The organism is Alishewanella aestuarii B11 (genome assembly GCF_000280055.1).
Taxonomy (GTDB): domain Bacteria; phylum Pseudomonadota; class Gammaproteobacteria; order Enterobacterales; family Alteromonadaceae; genus Alishewanella; species Alishewanella aestuarii.
The window spans coordinates 1-16805 of sequence record NZ_ALAB01000012.1; the positions used below are offsets into that span (position 1 = coordinate 1).

Consider the following 16805-nt stretch of genomic DNA (forward strand, 5'->3'; position numbering starts at 1 on the left):
TAGAGCACCATATAGTTTAAAAACTAAGCAGCCATGGCCATGCTAATATGTAAATTGGTGATGGCTGCTGTGCGGTTGAGATCATATTCGTTTAATCTTAATCCAATGTATCTTGCCCTGTGTTTTTTCCGGTTACAAATAGATGCAAGTGCATGTTCTACTTTGGTTCTTTCCCTTGCTTGAGCACGACCTTCTGGTGTCTCAACGAACCTTCTTAGACCTTGTAACATCTCTTCATTGACATGTAATGTTAGTGTTTTGCCTGTTTTTGAATCTGTGCATTGTGGTTTCAACGCACATTTATCACAGCGCTCTTTACCAAATCGAATCTGAGTCGGCGTTGCACGACTAAATCCGGCACTATGCCCTGCGGGACAGACCGCACGGCGGTTAAGTAAATCTATTTCAAACTCCTTTTTACTGAACTTCCCTTTATTGGTCGACGTCCAGGGTTTAGCTATTACCTTATGACCAAGATGAAACAATTCCACTGTCCACGACGCGGCTAGATAACCACGGTCAATGCTGAGCTCCTTAACTTCTCCCACCTTTAGTACCTTAGGTTTGAGCCATTCTGCCGCTTTATGTTCCGGTTCATTAGCTGGCCGCACACAAGTGGCAAGTATCAGCTTCGTGTCTATATCAACGGCTATATGCTGTTTAAAACCATTGATTGTTCGGGAGCTGGACTTTTTACCATGTCGCATTGCTCCATCATGAAGCGATATAAGTCTGTCTTCTGCAACACCTTGCTTTATCCTGCTTCCACCATCAGGATCGGGCTCAATATTTTGAGATAGCACCGTGTCCAGCAAGGTCAAACAGGCTTGGAGCTCCTTATGCTCGGACACCAAGGGAGCCTGTGTACTAAGCCACTGCTGAAGCTGTAACACATCCTTGAGTAAGGTATTGATAGCGTTCTGTTTCTCCGCTGCAACTGACCAGTCAATGTCCAGCGCCGCTTTTATACTACTTTTCCCGACCAATTGTGTGCCGGCTTCAAGCTGGATTTGCTCTTCTGTCGTCATGCGGATCTTTGCTGCGCAACTGACCAAGAGTTCTAATGCGTGGCCCACCAGATTGAAGGTATCTTCAACACGCCCTGCGCCTTGTAATGGCGCGGAATCAAGGGCAATCCGAAGTTGTGTGTGACCAAAGCCCCCAAATTCTCTGGCGATATTCACCGTATGCTCTAATAGCACTTCATCCATATTGTGCCTGACCAGACGATGCCGGAAATCACACAATGTTCCTTGAGAAAAAGGGGCGATTTCATCATCAAGTGAGAGACAATTAAGAACCATGCGCCATCGCACATCAAACATGGCTTCAAGCGTGGCTGCCGCATCGGATTTTTGTTCATAACACTGCAGCAATGAGGCCATCGCAAGTAATGCCGCAGGCACAGGAGGTTTACCGATCGGATGGTCAGCATACAAGGTTAGCAATTGTTGCTCCATTTGAGCGTCAAAAATTCGATGGCGCTGCTCACGAAGAAACACAAATAATTTGCCGGAGTTCTTAAGTTTAGAGCAGATAAACTTCTCTTTTTTTGACAGTTCTACCGGGCAATCCCACTGACGTGATGAGGACATAATCAAATACTCTGAATGAAACAATTTGCGCATTTGATCATAGAGACGTTACAAAGTCGATCCCTGTATAATTTTTAAACTGATCGGTGTTCTAGCATTGATACCCGGTAACATCTTATAAAAGCCCAATATGACTGAACTGCCTTACTTGCAAGGTTATCCGGATAACATTCGCCAACAGGTGCAACACTTGCTGGCGACAGGCAAACTGGCGGCAACGCTGGCCGCTCGCTACCCGCAAAATAGCCATAATATTCAAACCGATAAAGCACTTTACGATTACACCCAACAATTAAAGCGGCAATATATGAAAAGCAGCGAGCCAATCAGCAAAGCCGTATTCGATCCAAAAATCCATGTTATTAATAATGCCCTGGGTACCCATACCCAAATCAGCCGGGTGCAGGGTGGTAAGCTGAAAAGTAAAAACGAAATCCGCATCGCCAGTCAGTTAAAGCAGTTGCCCTTGCCGCTGTTAAGAATGGTGGTGGTACATGAACTGGCGCATCTGCGGGAAAAGGAACATAACAAGGCTTTTTATCAGCTGTGTCAGTATATGGAACCGGCTTATCACCAGCTGGAGTTTGATTTACGGCTCTATCTTACCTGGCAGGATAGTGGCAGCGCCGCATAAAAAAGGGCGCCGGGGAAAGACCAACCCCAGGCGCCCCTACCAGGGAAGTGTTAGAAGCTTACTGTGTAGCGCAGCGTCCACAAGCGGCCAATCCAGTCATGTACTGAGCTGGCATAGCCATTGGTTGGCGAAGACGCATAAGGTGGCGCCTTGTCGGTCAGATTACGAACCGCCAGGCTAATGCTCTGGTTATCGGTAATGTCGTACCCCAGGCTACCGCTCAACGTGGTCCAGGACTTCACGGTTTCATTGCCGCCAAAGCGGAAATCACCATCGCCCATAGAGCTGGCGTAGTGTGCTGACAAGCTGGCTTTCCAATTGCCTGAGCGCCAATCGGTACCAAAATCCGCCACCAGATCCGGCCGGGCAATTTCGTTGGCGCCGGATAAGCGGCCCAGCAAATCTTCTTTTGGTGAGTCCGGCGTTAACTGCCGCTCATAATTAAAGGTTTTGGTGCCTGTGGCATAGAACTTAAAGCTGCCGTAATTAGTATCCAGCCGGTAGTTCAGGTTAACGTCGATACCATCAGTTTCCTGACTACCGATGTTATAAAAGCCGGTGCGCAGGAACACCAGTTCGTTGTTCACTACTACACAACCAAAGCTGTCGCCCAGCGCGGCTTCACTACCGGTTACCGGCACGTCACCACTTAAACAACCACGCAGGGTAGTGATTGAATCGTAGTCAACGATATCGGTATGCCGGTAACGCCAGTAATCCACGGTCAGTTGCAGGCTATCGGTCAGGTTCCACGACATGCCGACGTTAAGAGCCCGCGATTTCTCAGCGTCTAACTCTTTATTGCCGACCCGCTCTTCGTCATAACCAATTTCAACCGGCTGGTTACCGCAGAAGCTGAGGAACGGCTGACCCGGTAAACAGCTGATATAGTTAAAGCCCAGTGATTTACCGGCACCAATTTGCGACAACGACGGTGCTCTGAAGCCGGTACTGGCAGAAGCACGCAGGATCAGATTGTCGGTAGCGCGGTAGCGTAGTGACAGTTTGGGGTTAACATCACTGCCAAAATCGCTGTAGCTGTCGTAACGCAGAGCAGCAATGGCGTCTGAACCATAGACCGATGAGGCGCCGTCAGTTAGGATCTCAACCCGTTCAATGGCTGACATTGGAATGGTATTAACGTTGACAAAGGTATCAGCACCATTGGCAAAAGAGTCAACGGCGACCCGGCGACCATTCACCAGCACCAGCGTTGAGCTGCTGCCCAAACCGCGCAAACTGACGCCAGCTGAACCCGCTGGGGTGCCATCGTTACCGGCAGTACTGCCAATTTCATTAAAGGTACCGGCACTGGCCTGAGGTAAATCACGTAAAAAGCTGCTGATGCTGTCATAGCCGCGGCTGGTCAGTTCATCCCGGCTAAATACCTGTAGTGGGTTAGCGCCTTCCATATCCACGCCCTTGAGGCGTGAACCTGTGACTTCAATCTTCTCAATCTGCGGCTCTTCAGTCGCGGCTTGTTGCGCCATGGCGCTGGCAGATAGCGCCATAGCCACAGCCAGACTCATCCGGGGAAAACCGGATCAGGTTGCTTTGCTTCATTTTTATTCCTCTGGATAGTTTTATTGTTTTGACGTTGCCGTTAGCGACAATCGGGTTATAAAAGCTGCGTCAAAGCAAAACCAGCCAAAGAAGCGCGACCATAGGTATGCTGCGGCTAAAACCGGAGACAACACTAAGGAGGAGCGTTATAGATGGACGCCTCTGCCTGACGCAGAGGGAGAACTAATTATTGAACCACTCGGACAGATAATAGGGAGCACAGTAGTAGCCGTAGCGATTGCATGCGCATTTTTGCATTAGCTGCCTCCTGTGATAATGGGAGATGAAAAATCAAACTGTCGCTATAATTCGCCGATCTATCGCAGACTGTCAAGTAAATTTTTTCGCCAAGGGTCCAAACTGTGATTTTAGTCTGTCTGGAGCATTGCCGACGGTCCGGCCGATTGCTAGAATCGCAGCGCTTTTCACCGCTCGGGCTTCGCGCCTGTACGCTTATTAATCGGGGTTTGTATGCGTCGATTTGTCTTACCTGTAGTACTTAGTAGCTTTACCCTCTGTTCTGCCGCTGTGCTGGCTAAGCCTGCAGCAGTGGTATTTAGCAGTGATTTTGAAAAATCGGCCCTTACGCCCTGGCGACAGTTAGGCGAGTGTCAGCTTAGCAGCGAACAACCACGCACCGGACAGCAGGCACTGCGCTGTGCCGCCGGTACCAGCAGTTTATTTAGCCGCGATGCATTAAGTGAACTGGGCTTACTGGAGTTTTGGGTGTTACCTGAAACCGAGTTTACCAGCTACCGCATCCAGGTTTTGGTGGCCGAGCGCAATGCGGTTGACGCCAATTGGTCACCAGTTGCAGTGATTGAGCATCATGGGGGGAGTGCCGGCTACCAGGCGCACCGCATCTCGGTTGATGATCCGGGCCGTAAGTTTCTGCGGCTGGATATCGAGGCAAATCAGGGGTTTGTGCAACTGGACGATGTGCAGGTAGAGCGCATTCTGCTGGCGACAGCCTTACATAAGAATGAACAACGCATTATCAGCGGTATCCTCGACAAACTGCGCCGCGATCAGAATATTGAATTGCAATCTGAGTCCTTCCGCACCCTTGGTAGCAATTATGCCGCGCAACTGGAGGTGCAGCGGCAGTATCTGGAATATGCCAATGCGCTGCACTCCGGGATCTCTTTGGTGCTGGCCAGCTCAGAGCGCAATAAAATGTCGAATCCGATGGCCTACGCCACCTTTCGTAATATTATCAGCGATACGCGCCGGGTCAGTTCTAAAATTCAGCAGGCGCGGCTTAACTCAATGATTAAGCCTTTTGGCGATCTGGTTACTGCCACGCTGAATGTGGTGAGTGCCGGTACCTATGCCGCCTTTGCTGAACCCTTTAAATCCTTTCTGGCGGCCAGCTTTGACCGCTCTAATTATCAGAATGCCGGATTAAGCCGTGCCGATCGTAAGTTTGCCGAAGAACACGGGCTGAAGATCTATCAGGATGCCGAGCGTTTTTTAACTGAACTGGAGCGCGAGTTACAACAGGTCAGCCAGTTAGATAGTGAATTAGCGACAATTCAGCGCAATATCGAACTGTTTCGCCGTGATCTGGAGAAGCAGCTACGCGACACCCTGCTGCACGCTAATATCGCCAGTTCGAAAGAAAATATCAGCCGCGTGCTGAGTAAAGATGAAAAAGTGCGGCAAAGTATCAGTAGCGCCGTGGCCGGTAATATCAGTCTGAAAGCCGGCTCTTATCTGAATGACGGTAACAATACCGAGCTGATCCGCTTTGTCCTGAAAACCTCAGAGTTACTGGAGGCGATGCAAAGCTACCGCGACGGTTTTAATCAAATCACCGCGGCGATGCTAACCTACTACGAGCGCTTTGAACGCTCGATAGCCCCCGAGCAAAACCCTTTTACCGAAAAAGCCGATCGGGATGCCTGGGAAAATCATGCCAAAAAAGCGCGCGATTATCTGAAACAATCCCGCGAGTCGTTTAATAAAGCCTACCTGTAAACTGCTTAAAAAATAAGCAGCGCTGGTATGGTCCGGCTATACTCAAAACGGACGCTGCGATGAGCGTCCGTTGCCGTCACCTTTAATGCGAGGAATGACTATGAGTGCTTACTTTGCCGAGAGTCAATGGGGCAGGGTGCGTGCCCAGGCCAAGCTGCAGTGGGACAGGATCAGCTATGCCGAATTGGAGCAGGCACGCGGCGATCCGGATTATCTTGCCGAATTAGTGCAGGAACGTTACCAGCTGGATGAGGAAGATGCCCGCCAGTGGGTGCAGGAGTTTTTTGATAGTCTCTGATCCCCAGTTGTCGATATTGTGATAACCGGCCACTGCTGCTATTAGCTGGCCGGTTTTTTTTACCGCAATTCCGCTTACTGATACTGCCATTTATCGCAAGGTCGTGGCGCTGTTGCCAGTTCGCCTCGCCTGGGGCGCCGATTTAGGTATAATGCCCGCTGATTCAGGCGATAAAGAGGGTGATACCTTGTTAAAAGCAACTCTGGCAATTGTGCTGTTATCCGGCAGTTTGCTGGCTACAGCGGCAGAACCTCGTACCATGGAAAGAACCATGAAGACCATGGGGTTTGCCTTTAAACTGGCGAATGAGGCCGCGACGCCGGTTGAAGCCTTACCTCATTTGGAGAAACTGTTTCGTTTAACCGAAGACGCCAAGCAGGTGGCCATGCCGGCCGATAAAGCTGCCGTATTTCAGGAAGGTTTGGATAAGGTATTGGCTGAACTGACCTTAGCGAAGCAAGCTGCTGCCGCTGATGATGCCGCTAAACTGCAACAGCACCTGACTCAGGTGGCCCAGTTGCGTGAGCGTTATCATAAAGAACGGCGCTTTAGCTTGTGGAAATTGATCTTTGGCCGTTTTTAAAAGCGCCACGGTGTTCAGCCTGGGCTCAGGCTGCGGGACCTATAGTTAGTTCGAACCTGCAGCAAAGGAGCTTAGAGATGAAAGCCAAGCAAAGCAAGCAACCGCTCGCAGAGCGTTATTATTATCAGCCACATACCGTTGATCTTAGCCGACAGGAACGGCGGGCACTCAGTTTAGTCTGGTCAGAGCCGGATGAAGTCAGGCCGCTGGGCAGTGCAGAGAAAGGTGGTACAGAGCAGGACACCGAACACTGCGCTGTGCTCGGTTATAACTGAGTTAGTGCTTAGCCCGGCTGATGCCGGGCTAAAGACTGACGTTTCAGGCTCAGGCCAGACCAACGTAAACGTTTTGCACATCGTCATCGTTATCAATGGCGTCTAAAAAGGCTTCTACCTCGGCGCGGGCAGTGTCATCTAAGCTTACCGGATTATTGGCACGATAGACCAGTTTGGCTGAATGTACATCATAACCAAACTCTGGTAGCGCTTTGGCAACGGCATCCAGATCGGTGCTTTCGGTTAAGAAAATCACCTCGCCGTCCTCGCCCTGCTCAAAGTCTTGAGCGCCGGCTTCAATGGCGGCCAGCTCCATGTCGGCATCGGCTGACGTGGGCACGGCTTCAATTTGTCCGAGATGTTTAAAATCCCAGGATACTGAACCTGAACTGCCAAGTTGGCCTTTGCGGAATAAGATGCGCATACTTTGGGCACTGCGGTTTTTGTTGTCGGTTAAACACTCAACAATAACCGGCACCTGGTGCGGGGCGAAACCCTCGTAAACCACGGTTTCGTAGTTTACCGGGCCATCCAGCAGGCCCGCACCTTTTTTAATTGCCCGCTCCAGCGTATCTTTTGGCATCGACGCTTTTTTGGCTGCTTCAATGGCCGAGCGTAACTTGGCGTTCATGCTGGGATCGGCACCATTGCGCGCGGCAACCATAATTTCTTTGGCAAGTTTGGTAAAAATACGACCTCTGGCATTGGCCGCATCCATTTTATGCTTGGTTTTCCACTGGGCACCCATAACGCATTCCTGTTAAGCTGAAGATAAATTTCGGTCGGCTAGTCTAGCGAATTGCAGCCATCGGCTGCAACCGCTACCCCGGGTTTTTTAATCCACCTGGCCGCTACTGTCGTAGTGTCAGTTTTAATTTTTGAGAGCAGGCATGAATTTAGCGCATATCCGGGCGGTAGCCTTTGATTTGGATGGTACTCTGGTCGACTCACGATTGAATTTTACGGCGATATGTCAGGATATTGGCTGGCCAGAAGGAACGCCTTTACTGGAGCGGTTGGCTGAACTGGGTGATTGTGCTGAGGCCCGCCGCGCGGCGCAGATTATCTATCAGCATGAAATGCGCGGCGCCGAGCAGGCGTCCTGGATGCCGGGCGCGGCGGCATGTCTGCAGCATCTTATTGCGCAGCAGCTGCCGTTGGCGATTCTAACTCGTAATATGCGTGATGCCACCCGCTTAATGCTACAACGGTTGCAGATCCCGGTATCGCTGGTATTAACCCGGGAAGACTGCGCGGCCAAGCCGGATCCGGCCGGCTTGCATAGCATCGCTGAATACTATGCCATCCCTTGTCAGCAGCTGTTGTACGTTGGGGACTATCTCTTTGATCTGCAAACTGCCAGTAACGCCGGCGCCTGGTCTTGCTTGTATCTTAATGATACGAATCAGCATTTCAAACCACTGGCCCACTATCATATTCAGCACTTTAACGAGTTGGCCCAGGCGTTTTAGTAGGCAAATGGTTAATCAGCCAGCAACGGTTGTTATTCCGCACCGGGCGCACTATAGTGGTTGTATAAGAACAACCTGAAAAAAAGGTGCAGAGTGCTGGCGCGGTTAAAGGACAATTTCTATCTGGCAATGATTAGCCTGGTCGGCCTGATAATCACATTATTTGTTACACCTTATGCAATTTACCGGCTAAGTACCGGTAATCTGATTGTGGGTATCGCTGACTTATTGATCGTGTCGTCTGCTATTGCCGCTGTGATTTACGCCTGGCGCACCGGTGATACGGTGCGCCCCGGTAAGTTTCTGGCGGTGGTGTTTTGTGCCGGAGCCGTTATTGTCTGCCTGAACCTGGGCATCAGTGGTGTATTCTGGATTTATCCGCTATTGGTGTTTATCTTTTTTCTGGCCGCGCCACTGACCGCGGTTCTGCTGTCAATGGCGATGCTTGGGGTATTAATTGCTACCGATTTGTTATGGCCAACCACCATTTTTGAAAGCCACTATCAACTGACGGCCTTTGCGGTCACAGCCTTTATCTCCAGCTTTTTCGCCTATGTGTTTGCCTATCGTACCCAATTACAACGCAACGAACTAAAACAGCTGGCCAGCATTGATAGCCTGACTGGTGCCGGTAATCGTCATACTTTAAATGCCGAACTGGAGCTGGCGGTACAGTTAAAACAGAAACTGGGTAGCCGTTTTGGCGTGATCCTGTTCGATTTGGACCATTTTAAGCAAATTAATGATAACTATGGCCACCGCATTGGTGACGATATGTTGATCCGTCTGGTGCCGCTTATTGCCAGTACGCTAAGACAAAGTGATCGGGTCTTCCGCTATGGCGGCGAGGAGTTTCTGGTGTTACTGCGTGATATGCAAGCGGAGGATTTGCCCTTGCTGGCTGAAAAAATTCGCCAGCGGGTAGAAGCGCAATTACTGCTGCCAGATGGCAAGGCAGTGACCTTGTCGGCAGGCACCGCCATGTTACAAACGGCGGAAGATTGGGAGCAATGGTTGCACCGGGCGGATATGGCGCTGTATCAGGCCAAACATCAGGGCCGCAACCAGGTGGTTGCAGCCTGATTTTATTACGGAACCGGGCAGCCGGCCTGCGGCCGTAGCAACGGCATTAACAGCGGTGACATGCCATTAAGTACCTGCAGTGGCAGTGCCGAGGTAAAGAAATACTCTTCAGCGGCGTTACCCGGCAGATAAACCGAAATTACCCCAAAATGCCGCTCTCCCAGATAGAATGCGAAAGTAGCAGTGCGGTTTAATGCCCGCGACTGCACGGTTTCGCCGCGGCTGTTGACGGTACTGATCCTGTTATCACCAGTGCCGGTTTTACCGCCAATCAGTGGCAGTTGCGGTGCATTCGGTAAGCTAAAGTACTGTTGTAAACGCCGGCCTGTACCTTGTTGCACCACACCGGCCAGATTTTCTCTTAGGACCTGTGCCACCTCAGGCAGCATAACCCGTTCCATTTCGACTTCGGTGCGGGCCAGGCTAACGGCATAGGGCGTATCGCGACCAAAATCCAATGATTCAACACGGAACATCGGTAAACGGCGGCCGCCGTTTTGGATAATGCCCATCAACTCCGCTAACGCGGCCGGACGATCGCCTGAGCTACCCAGCGCAGTCGCCAGTGAGGGTACCAGAAAGTCGAATGGATAACCCAGCCGTTGCCAGCGCTGATGGATATCCCAGAAGGCTTCAATTTCCAGCATAGTGCGAATACGGTTATCCCGGGCGCTACGTGACTGAGTGCGGAACAGCCACTGATAGGCCTGCTGGCGCACGTCAGCACTTAAACTGACGGCCTCCGACAGCGTCGGATTGGGTTGTTGCTGTAAATAACCGAGTAACCATAATTCCAGCGGGTGACTGCGGGCCAGATAAGCCTGATCCGGTAAACTGAACTCGGTCGGCGCATATTTGCGGTACAGTTGCCGCCACTGCGCAACCGTTAGCGGGTTATCGGCAAAGCGTTGTTGCATAAAGCGGATAAAGTCCGCCTCGTTGACATCCGGGTAGATAAACCGATAGCCGGCGCTTAAGCGGTCCGGGGTTTGCCGTAAGCCATTTAAGAACACTTCCAGTCGTTGCTCAGCCGTTAAGCGGTGATACTTACGCCAGAAGCGTTGTAAAAAGCTAACACCTTCCTTATCGGCAAAGCGACGCAGATACTGATCACGGCGCGGATCATTATCATTTTTCAGTAGCTGATAACTGCTACTTTCACCGTGATAAATACTGTAGTTAACAATTTCCTGGGTTAAACGAACAAAGGGTAGGTTAATCGACTCATACAGTGCCTGGCGCATTGTCGGCACCATCCGATCTTCCTCGCGGCGGAAGTTGCTAAAGGTATGCAGGCCGCCACCGGTAAAGAAACTTATCCGTGGATCGGCTGAAAATTCACGGTCCATCGCAGCGTTGAGCATCGTCAGTAAAGTCACACCGGGGTTTGCAATCAGATAATTAATCGCCCATTGCGATAATTGATCCTGCGGTGCAATTTCCAGTAATGCCAGCGAACTGACCGGTTGCTCAGAATAAGTCTGATGCAGCTCAGCAACGATTTCCAGATAAGTAGTCAGCATCCGTAACTTGGCGGTAGAGCCCAGTTCCAGCTTGCCACCTTCATTTAAATCAAAGGGTTGCTCAGCATGGTTATCGGTTTGTACCCGCAGCTTATTGCCGGTGGGCGTGCTCTCATACAGGGTAAAGCTGTATTTTACGCCGCGCAGCTGGTCTTCCCGTAATAAGCGCGGGCCGATAATACCGGCTTGCTGGGCCGGTGCTAATTGCTCCAGCCGCTCCAGATAGCGTTTAATTTGTTGTTGCAGCGCCAGATCCAGGGTGGTTTGTACCGTCAGATCCAAACGATCGGTTTGGTACAGGGTGCGCTCCAGCAAGGCTGCAATACGGTTACGCACCAGCAGTGCGGTTTTGTCCAGCTGTGGCCGTGGTGTTGTGGCAGCGCTTTGGAAGCTCAGCCGCTGCGCCATTGCCTGCTCCAGCCAGTTTTGGTTGATAATATTGGCCTGGCGCAGTAAGCGTAAATGGCTGTCGACCAGCTGCTCCAGCTCGGCGCGGCCTTGCAACAGATAAAAGCTTGGCCGGCGCTGGGCAATAATCAGCGCCATAACCTGCCGTAATGCTAAGCCATGAGCCGGCGTCGCCGTACTGTCTTTTAACAGCTGATTGACCCGGGCCGGATCGGCACCAAACCAGGCGTGCAGACCATCGGCCATACCATGCACCTCGCCGGCTTGCGGTGTCGCTGCCAGCGGTACCGTATTGATATAATCCAGCGCAATTTGTTTGCGCCTTTCCATGGTTTCCCGGGCTGGCTGATAAGCGCGCACCGATGCTGAGACCATCTGCTGCAGCTTATCCAGGGCGTCGGCGGTGAAGCCTTGATTAGAGTGCCGGTATTTTTCAATTTGCGTTGCCAGCGTACTGCCACCCGCTGCCGCCGCATCGCGTCCGAGCAGCTTTTTGGTTTGCGCCAGCACCGCAGCACCCAGGCGAGACCAGTCTACAGCAGGGTTGGCAAAGGGCGTTATCTGGAACAAGTCGCGGTTCTCTACATAGAGTAGGGCTCGCAATAATAATGGCGCGACGTCGTCAAAATGTGGGTATTGAAACTCCGGCTTATGAAAGCTAAACAGTGCATCTTGACGGCAGTCAAAAATCTGCAGCCCCCATTGGCTTTTTTGAGCGTAGGGTGGATAAAAGCCCCAGTCGGCATAGCGTTGCAGTGCCGGTGAAAAGCGGCTTTGCTCTGTAATACTATAGCCTTGTTGTTGCAGGCTGCTCAGCCAGTGCGGCAGATGGCTGTAACCAGCGCGCTGGTCAAAAGGACCGCCTTGCGGATAAACCGGTGCTTCGTCTTCAGGTGCCGGCCCCTTGCCCTGACTAAAGGTCAGCTGTTGCGCCAGATAATGCCAGACTTTAGATTGCAGAACACTGGTGCGCATTTCCTGATAAGTCAGACCAGCCAGTAAAATCAGCAACAATAACCAGAGCAACCATTTTAGCGGCCGCCAGTTAATAGGTTGTTTGGGGCCTGTCGCTGCCGGGCGGGCGCGCGGCGCGGCGTTATCCCGAACATTATCGAAATTGCGCCGATTAATTAGTGGTGGCGCGTCTAACGGTGCATCACCTAGTCGGGGTTCAACCCTTTGCTGATCTGACATAATCTGACTTACTGCACTTCCTGTGGATTAAGCTGTTGGGCTCTGGCTAAGCGCTCAGGATCGGCAGTTAGCTGCCAGCACTGTAAATTATCAATAATAAGCTGGCTTAGAGCCTGGATATGGTCCGGTCGATCATTTAGCGCGCTGATATATTCATAGCGCTTACCGCCGGCATGTTCAAAGTATTCTTTATTTTCTTCGCCAATTTCTTCGATGGTTTCCAGACAATCGGCGGAGAAACCTGGGCAAAATACCTGCACCGAACTGACTCCTTGTGCCGGTAAGGCCTTTAAGGTTTCATCGGTATAGGGTTTCAGCCATTCTTCACGGCCGAAGCGTGATTGAAAGGTGGTTACATACTGCTCGGGCTTAAGCTGTAACGCTTCAGCAATCAGCCGCGAGGTTTTATAACACTCGCAGTGATAGGGATCGCCGTTCATTAAATAGCGTTTCGGGATGCCATGATAAGAAAATAGCAACTTATCGGCCTGACCATGCTGCTGCCAGTGTTCTCTGATACGGTTGGCACAGGCGGCAATATAGGCCGGATAATCATGATAATGGCTGATAAAGCGCAGATCGGGCAGCCAGCGCCGCTGCATAAAATCGCGTGCCAACTCGTCAAAGCTTGAGGCCGAGGTCGAAGCTGAATACTGTGGATACAAGGGTAGGACAATCAACTTGCGGACCCCTTGTTGCATCATCCGCTCCAGCACAGACTGAAAACTGGGGTTGCCGTAGCGCATGGCAAAGTCTACCACCAGATCCGGATAGCCGCGCGTGGCCAATTCGGCAGCCACAGCCTTAGTTTGACTGACAGTATGAAACAGTAGCGGCGAGCCTTGTTCAGTAAATACCGTTTGATAAGCCTTGGCCGAGCGGCGCGGCCGGATATTTAAAATGACGCCATTTAAAATAAACCACCACAACAGGCGCGGCACTTCAACGACCCGGGGATCGGATAGAAACTGCTTTAAATAGCGTTTTAATGCTTTTGGGTTAGCTTCATCCGGTGTACCGAGGTTGGTTAACAATACCCCGATCTTATCGGCTCTGGCGTGACTAAAATCTTTACTATTAATAAATCCCATAAGACGCTGCGCTCCTGATTATACTAAAGCCGGCATTACGGCGAAGGAGCCCCGTTAGATCGCCCGGCTTTAAAGTGATCTTAGCAGTTTCAGCTGCGTAAACCTATGACTGAAACAGAATATTTAGCATCACTGGTCAGACCGCACTCCGGTACCGGTACGAGGTCTAACCTGTTAAGGTGTAATAGATATCAGGGAGAACTGAATGCGTAGAATCCTCGTTTTTTTGCTGGCAGTGTTATTGGCGGCCAGCGCCGGCTCGGTGATCCAAAGCCTGGTGAATCTGCAGGCTATCGCCGCTCTGGCAGGTTCCATTGCCACCGCTGATCAACTGAGTACCCTCTGGTTTGATTTAAGGCACTTTATGCCAGTACTGGCGGCGATTTTCCTGCCTATTATGTTGTTGAGTTTAATCGCCGCCCGGTTGCTACTTAACCGCACGCCTTTGATTAAAGCCCCTACGGTGTTTGCTATTACCGCCCTTGCCACCTGGCTGGCGTTATCTGTGATTAATCAGCTGGCACCGATGCCAACCCTAATAGCATTAAACCGCACCTTAGCAGGCACCCTGATGTTGCTTGCCTGCAGTGGTCTGGGCGCTGTTTTCTATCATTATTTTAGTCGTAGCAGGAGTGTTGCATGAGCCTGAACCGAATGCTTTTTCTCTCTCTGATGTTAGTTGTCGCGCCGGTTGCGCTGACAACTGAGCCGTTGACTGCAGATCCGCTGCCGACCAAGCCAAAAGTACAGACACTTACCGAGGGCCTGGAATATCCCTGGTCATTAAGTTTTTTACCCTCTGGTGGCTTTTTGCTAACCGAGCGCAGCGGGCAGTTAGTCACCCTCGGTAGCGATGGACAGGTGTTGCAAAAGTTGGATGTTAACTTACCGGATCTCTATGCCGCCTCACAGGGGGGCTTATTGGAGGTGCTGCTTGCTGAGGATTTCGCACAAAGTGGCCGTCTGTTTTTAAGCTATGTCTGCGGCACGGCTAACGCCAACAGTGTTTGTCTGGCCAGTGCCAACTGGCAGGACAATCAACTGACTGATGTAAAACAAATTTTTCGGGCAACACCGGATCGGCGTGGTGCCGCACACTATGGCGGCCGTATGGTGCAGCTACCGGATCAAAGTCTGGTACTGACCTTAGGTGATGGCTTTGATTATCGTGAGCAGGCCCAGAATAAAACCAATCACCTGGGGAAAATCGTACGTTTACAGCAAGATGGCAGCGTGCCAGCCGATAACCCCTTTGTTGGGCAAGCTGCAGTAGCCGCCGAGATTTTTACGCTCGGGCATCGAAATGTGCAGGGCATCGTCTATGATGCAGCAACCGGTAAATTGTGGAGTCACGAACATGGCCCCAAAGGTGGCGATGAGCTGAACCTGCTACAAGCCGGTGTTAATTACGGCTGGCCTGTGGCGACCACAGGTATTGATTACACCGGTGCCCGCATTTCTCCCTTTACCCGCTTTACTGGAATGGCTGAGCCGGTATATCAGTGGTCACCTTCGATTGCCCCTGCCGGGATGACGCTATATCGCGGCGAGGCTTTCCCGCAGTATCAGGGCAACATCTTGATTACGGCTTTAGCGGGCAAGGCCTTGCACCGGTTGGTACTGGACGGTGATAAGGTGGTAGAGGAAGAAAAGCTACTCACTGAACTCGACAGCCGTTTGCGTGATGTGCGTACCGGCCCGGACGGCCTGATCTATATCCTAACCGACGGCCCGGCCGGCAAGTTACTGCGCCTAAGCCCGCAGTAACTTATCCACAGCACTCCGGTACCGGTCTGACCAGTTTATCCACAGCACTCCGGTACCGGTCTGACCAGTTAGTGCTGATGGCCACCTTCACCATGGGCGTGGCCATGCGCGATTTCTTCTGCGGTCGCCTCACGTACGCTCAGCACTTCGAGTGCGAAGGTTAGGGTTTTGCCGGCCAGTGGGTGATTGGTATCGACTTCCGCCTTAAACATACCCACTTTGACGATAGTCACCTGACGCTCGCCCTGATCGGTGTTAACCCAGGCCACCATGCCAGGTTTCCACTTTTTAGCCCCCCGCAAATGTTTAACCTGCACGCTCTGGATCGCATCGTCGCGACGTTCACCATAGGCATCACCTGGCGCCAGCGTAATTTCAAGCGTATCGCCGGCAGTCTTACCTTCCAGCGCCGCTTCTAATTTTGGCAACATTTGATTATGGCCATGAAGATAGAGCAGGGGCGCGGCTTTGCGCGAGCTCTCCAGCTCGCCTGAGGCATCGCTTAGGGTGTAGTGGAATTGCACAACGGCATTGTTGGTAATTTGCATAATGATATGTCTGTTAGCTGATAAAAGTGGTGCCATTATATGATATCCACCTACAGATAACAGCTATGGCAGTGATTCAGGCAGCGAAGTAAACTGGTATGACCGGTACTGGAGACCTGTGGATAAACAGGTCAGACCCTGAGGTATCCCCACGAAATAGGATGATAAAACAAAGGATTAAATAAATTGGTATAGGAAGGGAACATTCATGGCGCTCGATGATCAGATCTTTCGCCAAAAAAACAATCAGGAATCGCCATGAATGTTCAGCACATCCTAACCAATTTCATTCACGCTGTCACACCTTCTATGCATAGTGCCCGGCGCAAGGCGCTACAAAATATAGTCTTAAGTGCCTCGACCCAGCAGCAACTCACAGTCACTTCGCTTGGGCGGAACCTTGACACGCAAGCCTATGAAAAGCATCGAATAAAAAGTGCTGATCGCCTGCTCTCCAATACGCAACTTTTTTATGAGTTACCGCACATTTATCAGCAACTGGCCCGATATTTTGCAGGTTATCAAGCACAGCCAGTGATTTTGGTCGACTGGTCAGACTTAGAGCCCGGTCAGCAGTTCTTCCTGCTGCGCGCCGCATTGGCATGTGAGGGGCGCTCGATAACCCTTTATGAGGAAGTGCATTCCCTGGCGACTAAAGATAAACCCCAAACTCATCAGCAATTTCTAAGGCGCCTTCACGCAATACTACCGGCAAGCTGCAAGCCGGTTATCGTTACAGACGCCGGATTTCGTGGTCCTTGGTTTAGGCAAGTACTGGATATCGGATGGGA

General features: G+C 51.2%; 16 protein-coding genes. 10 read left to right on the forward strand and 6 right to left on the reverse strand.

Features of this window, described 5'->3' with window-relative positions; translation table 11 throughout:
- Positions 1 to 23 precede the first annotated feature (23 nt).
- Positions 24 to 1595: a transposase gene (locus AEST_RS06540; RefSeq protein ID WP_039925223.1), complete on the reverse strand. Its 1572-nt coding sequence runs from the start codon at positions 1593 to 1595 to the stop codon at positions 24 to 26.
- 130 nt (positions 1596 to 1725) lie between these two features.
- On the opposite strand from AEST_RS06540, the gene AEST_RS06545 reads away from it, so the two are divergent.
- Positions 1726 to 2229, forward strand: coding sequence for a YgjP-like metallopeptidase domain-containing protein (locus AEST_RS06545; protein ID WP_008607918.1), 504 nt, complete (start codon positions 1726 to 1728; stop codon positions 2227 to 2229).
- A gap of 50 nt (positions 2230 to 2279) precedes the next feature.
- Here AEST_RS06545 and AEST_RS06550 read toward each other — a convergent pair whose 3' ends face one another.
- Complete coding sequence (locus AEST_RS06550; protein ID WP_008607919.1) at positions 2280 to 3758, reverse strand: TonB-dependent receptor; 1479 nt, start codon at positions 3756 to 3758, stop codon at positions 2280 to 2282.
- A 505-nt stretch (positions 3759 to 4263) separates the two neighbouring features.
- Between AEST_RS06550 and bdpA the strand changes: the two genes are divergently transcribed.
- The 4 genes from bdpA (at position 4264) to AEST_RS06570 (ending at position 6928) form a co-directional block, all read left to right on the forward strand.
- Positions 4264 to 5772, forward strand: coding sequence for a BAR domain-like protein A BdpA (gene bdpA / locus AEST_RS06555; protein WP_008607924.1), 1509 nt, complete (start codon positions 4264 to 4266; stop codon positions 5770 to 5772).
- A gap of 100 nt (positions 5773 to 5872) precedes the next feature.
- The gene (locus AEST_RS06560; protein WP_008607926.1) at positions 5873 to 6070 is read left to right on the forward strand and encodes a hypothetical protein; all 198 of its coding nucleotides are present in this window, start codon (positions 5873 to 5875) and stop codon (positions 6068 to 6070) included.
- A 103-nt stretch (positions 6071 to 6173) separates the two neighbouring features.
- Positions 6174 to 6653 (forward strand): cytochrome b562, encoded by a 480-nt coding sequence (locus AEST_RS06565; RefSeq protein ID WP_039925221.1) that lies wholly within the window; start codon positions 6174 to 6176, stop codon positions 6651 to 6653.
- A gap of 77 nt (positions 6654 to 6730) precedes the next feature.
- Positions 6731 to 6928, forward strand: coding sequence for a hypothetical protein (locus AEST_RS06570; RefSeq protein ID WP_008607928.1), 198 nt, complete (start codon positions 6731 to 6733; stop codon positions 6926 to 6928).
- Between the two features lie 49 nt (positions 6929 to 6977).
- Here AEST_RS06570 and AEST_RS06575 read toward each other — a convergent pair whose 3' ends face one another.
- Positions 6978 to 7676: a YebC/PmpR family DNA-binding transcriptional regulator gene (locus tag AEST_RS06575; protein ID WP_008607929.1), complete on the reverse strand. Its 699-nt coding sequence runs from the start codon at positions 7674 to 7676 to the stop codon at positions 6978 to 6980.
- Between the two features lie 142 nt (positions 7677 to 7818).
- Here AEST_RS06575 and AEST_RS06580 point away from each other — a divergent pair, with 142 nt between their 5' ends.
- Positions 7819 to 8400 (forward strand): HAD family hydrolase, encoded by a 582-nt coding sequence (locus AEST_RS06580; RefSeq protein WP_008607930.1) that lies wholly within the window; start codon positions 7819 to 7821, stop codon positions 8398 to 8400.
- Between the two features lie 93 nt (positions 8401 to 8493).
- Complete coding sequence (locus AEST_RS06585) at positions 8494 to 9483, forward strand: GGDEF domain-containing protein (protein WP_008607931.1); 990 nt, start codon at positions 8494 to 8496, stop codon at positions 9481 to 9483.
- 5 nt (positions 9484 to 9488) lie between these two features.
- Here AEST_RS06585 and AEST_RS06590 read toward each other — a convergent pair whose 3' ends face one another.
- Both AEST_RS06590 and hemH read right to left on the reverse strand, forming a co-directional pair.
- Positions 9489 to 12608 (reverse strand): transglycosylase domain-containing protein, encoded by a 3120-nt coding sequence (locus tag AEST_RS06590; RefSeq protein ID WP_008607934.1) that lies wholly within the window; start codon positions 12606 to 12608, stop codon positions 9489 to 9491.
- Between the two features lie 8 nt (positions 12609 to 12616).
- Positions 12617 to 13699, reverse strand: a complete 1083-nt coding sequence (gene hemH / locus AEST_RS06595) for a ferrochelatase (RefSeq protein ID WP_008607935.1) — start codon at positions 13697 to 13699, stop codon at positions 12617 to 12619.
- Positions 13700 to 13904: 205 nt separating this feature from the next.
- Between hemH and AEST_RS06600 the strand changes: the two genes are divergently transcribed.
- Both AEST_RS06600 and AEST_RS06605 read left to right on the forward strand, forming a co-directional pair.
- Complete coding sequence (locus AEST_RS06600; RefSeq protein ID WP_008607936.1) at positions 13905 to 14342, forward strand: hypothetical protein; 438 nt, start codon at positions 13905 to 13907, stop codon at positions 14340 to 14342.
- Entirely contained in the window at positions 14339 to 15466 is a 1128-nt protein-coding gene (locus AEST_RS06605) for a PQQ-dependent sugar dehydrogenase (protein WP_008607937.1), read from the forward strand. Before AEST_RS06600 ends, AEST_RS06605 begins: the two co-directional genes overlap by 4 nt.
- Before the next feature lie 68 nt (positions 15467 to 15534).
- Here AEST_RS06605 and AEST_RS06610 read toward each other — a convergent pair whose 3' ends face one another.
- Entirely contained in the window at positions 15535 to 16014 is a 480-nt protein-coding gene (locus AEST_RS06610) for an FKBP-type peptidyl-prolyl cis-trans isomerase (protein ID WP_237709384.1), read from the reverse strand.
- Positions 16015 to 16272: 258 nt separating this feature from the next.
- Between AEST_RS06610 and AEST_RS06615 the strand changes: the two genes are divergently transcribed.
- The coding region (locus AEST_RS06615; protein WP_039925222.1) for a hypothetical protein at positions 16273 to 16805 on the forward strand (533 nt) is incomplete at its 3' end.

What these genes read in the sequence shown, in the direction of transcription:
- AEST_RS06550 (WP_008607919.1), bottom strand. Translation starts at nt 3,758, where the DNA reads ATGAGTCTGGCTGTGGCTATGGCGCTATCTGCCAGCGCCATGGCGCAA.
- AEST_RS06575 (WP_008607929.1), bottom strand. Translation starts at nt 7,676, where the DNA reads ATGGGTGCCCAGTGGAAAACCAAGCATAAAATGGATGCGGCCAATGCC.
- bdpA (WP_008607924.1), top strand. Translation starts at nt 4,264, where the DNA reads ATGCGTCGATTTGTCTTACCTGTAGTACTTAGTAGCTTTACCCTCTGT.
- AEST_RS06605 (WP_008607937.1), top strand. Translation starts at nt 14,339, where the DNA reads ATGAGCCTGAACCGAATGCTTTTTCTCTCTCTGATGTTAGTTGTCGCG.
- AEST_RS06540 (WP_039925223.1), bottom strand. Translation starts at nt 1,595, where the DNA reads ATGTCCTCATCACGTCAGTGGGATTGCCCGGTAGAACTGTCAAAAAAA.
- AEST_RS06560 (WP_008607926.1), top strand. Translation starts at nt 5,873, where the DNA reads ATGAGTGCTTACTTTGCCGAGAGTCAATGGGGCAGGGTGCGTGCCCAG.
- AEST_RS06590 (WP_008607934.1), bottom strand. Translation starts at nt 12,608, where the DNA reads ATGTCAGATCAGCAAAGGGTTGAACCCCGACTAGGTGATGCACCGTTA.
- AEST_RS06570 (WP_008607928.1), top strand. Translation starts at nt 6,731, where the DNA reads ATGAAAGCCAAGCAAAGCAAGCAACCGCTCGCAGAGCGTTATTATTAT.
- hemH (WP_008607935.1), bottom strand. Translation starts at nt 13,699, where the DNA reads ATGGGATTTATTAATAGTAAAGATTTTAGTCACGCCAGAGCCGATAAG.
- AEST_RS06610 (WP_237709384.1), bottom strand. Translation starts at nt 16,014, where the DNA reads ATGCAAATTACCAACAATGCCGTTGTGCAATTCCACTACACCCTAAGC.
- AEST_RS06600 (WP_008607936.1), top strand. Translation starts at nt 13,905, where the DNA reads ATGCGTAGAATCCTCGTTTTTTTGCTGGCAGTGTTATTGGCGGCCAGC.
- AEST_RS06580 (WP_008607930.1), top strand. Translation starts at nt 7,819, where the DNA reads ATGAATTTAGCGCATATCCGGGCGGTAGCCTTTGATTTGGATGGTACT.
- AEST_RS06545 (WP_008607918.1), top strand. Translation starts at nt 1,726, where the DNA reads ATGACTGAACTGCCTTACTTGCAAGGTTATCCGGATAACATTCGCCAA.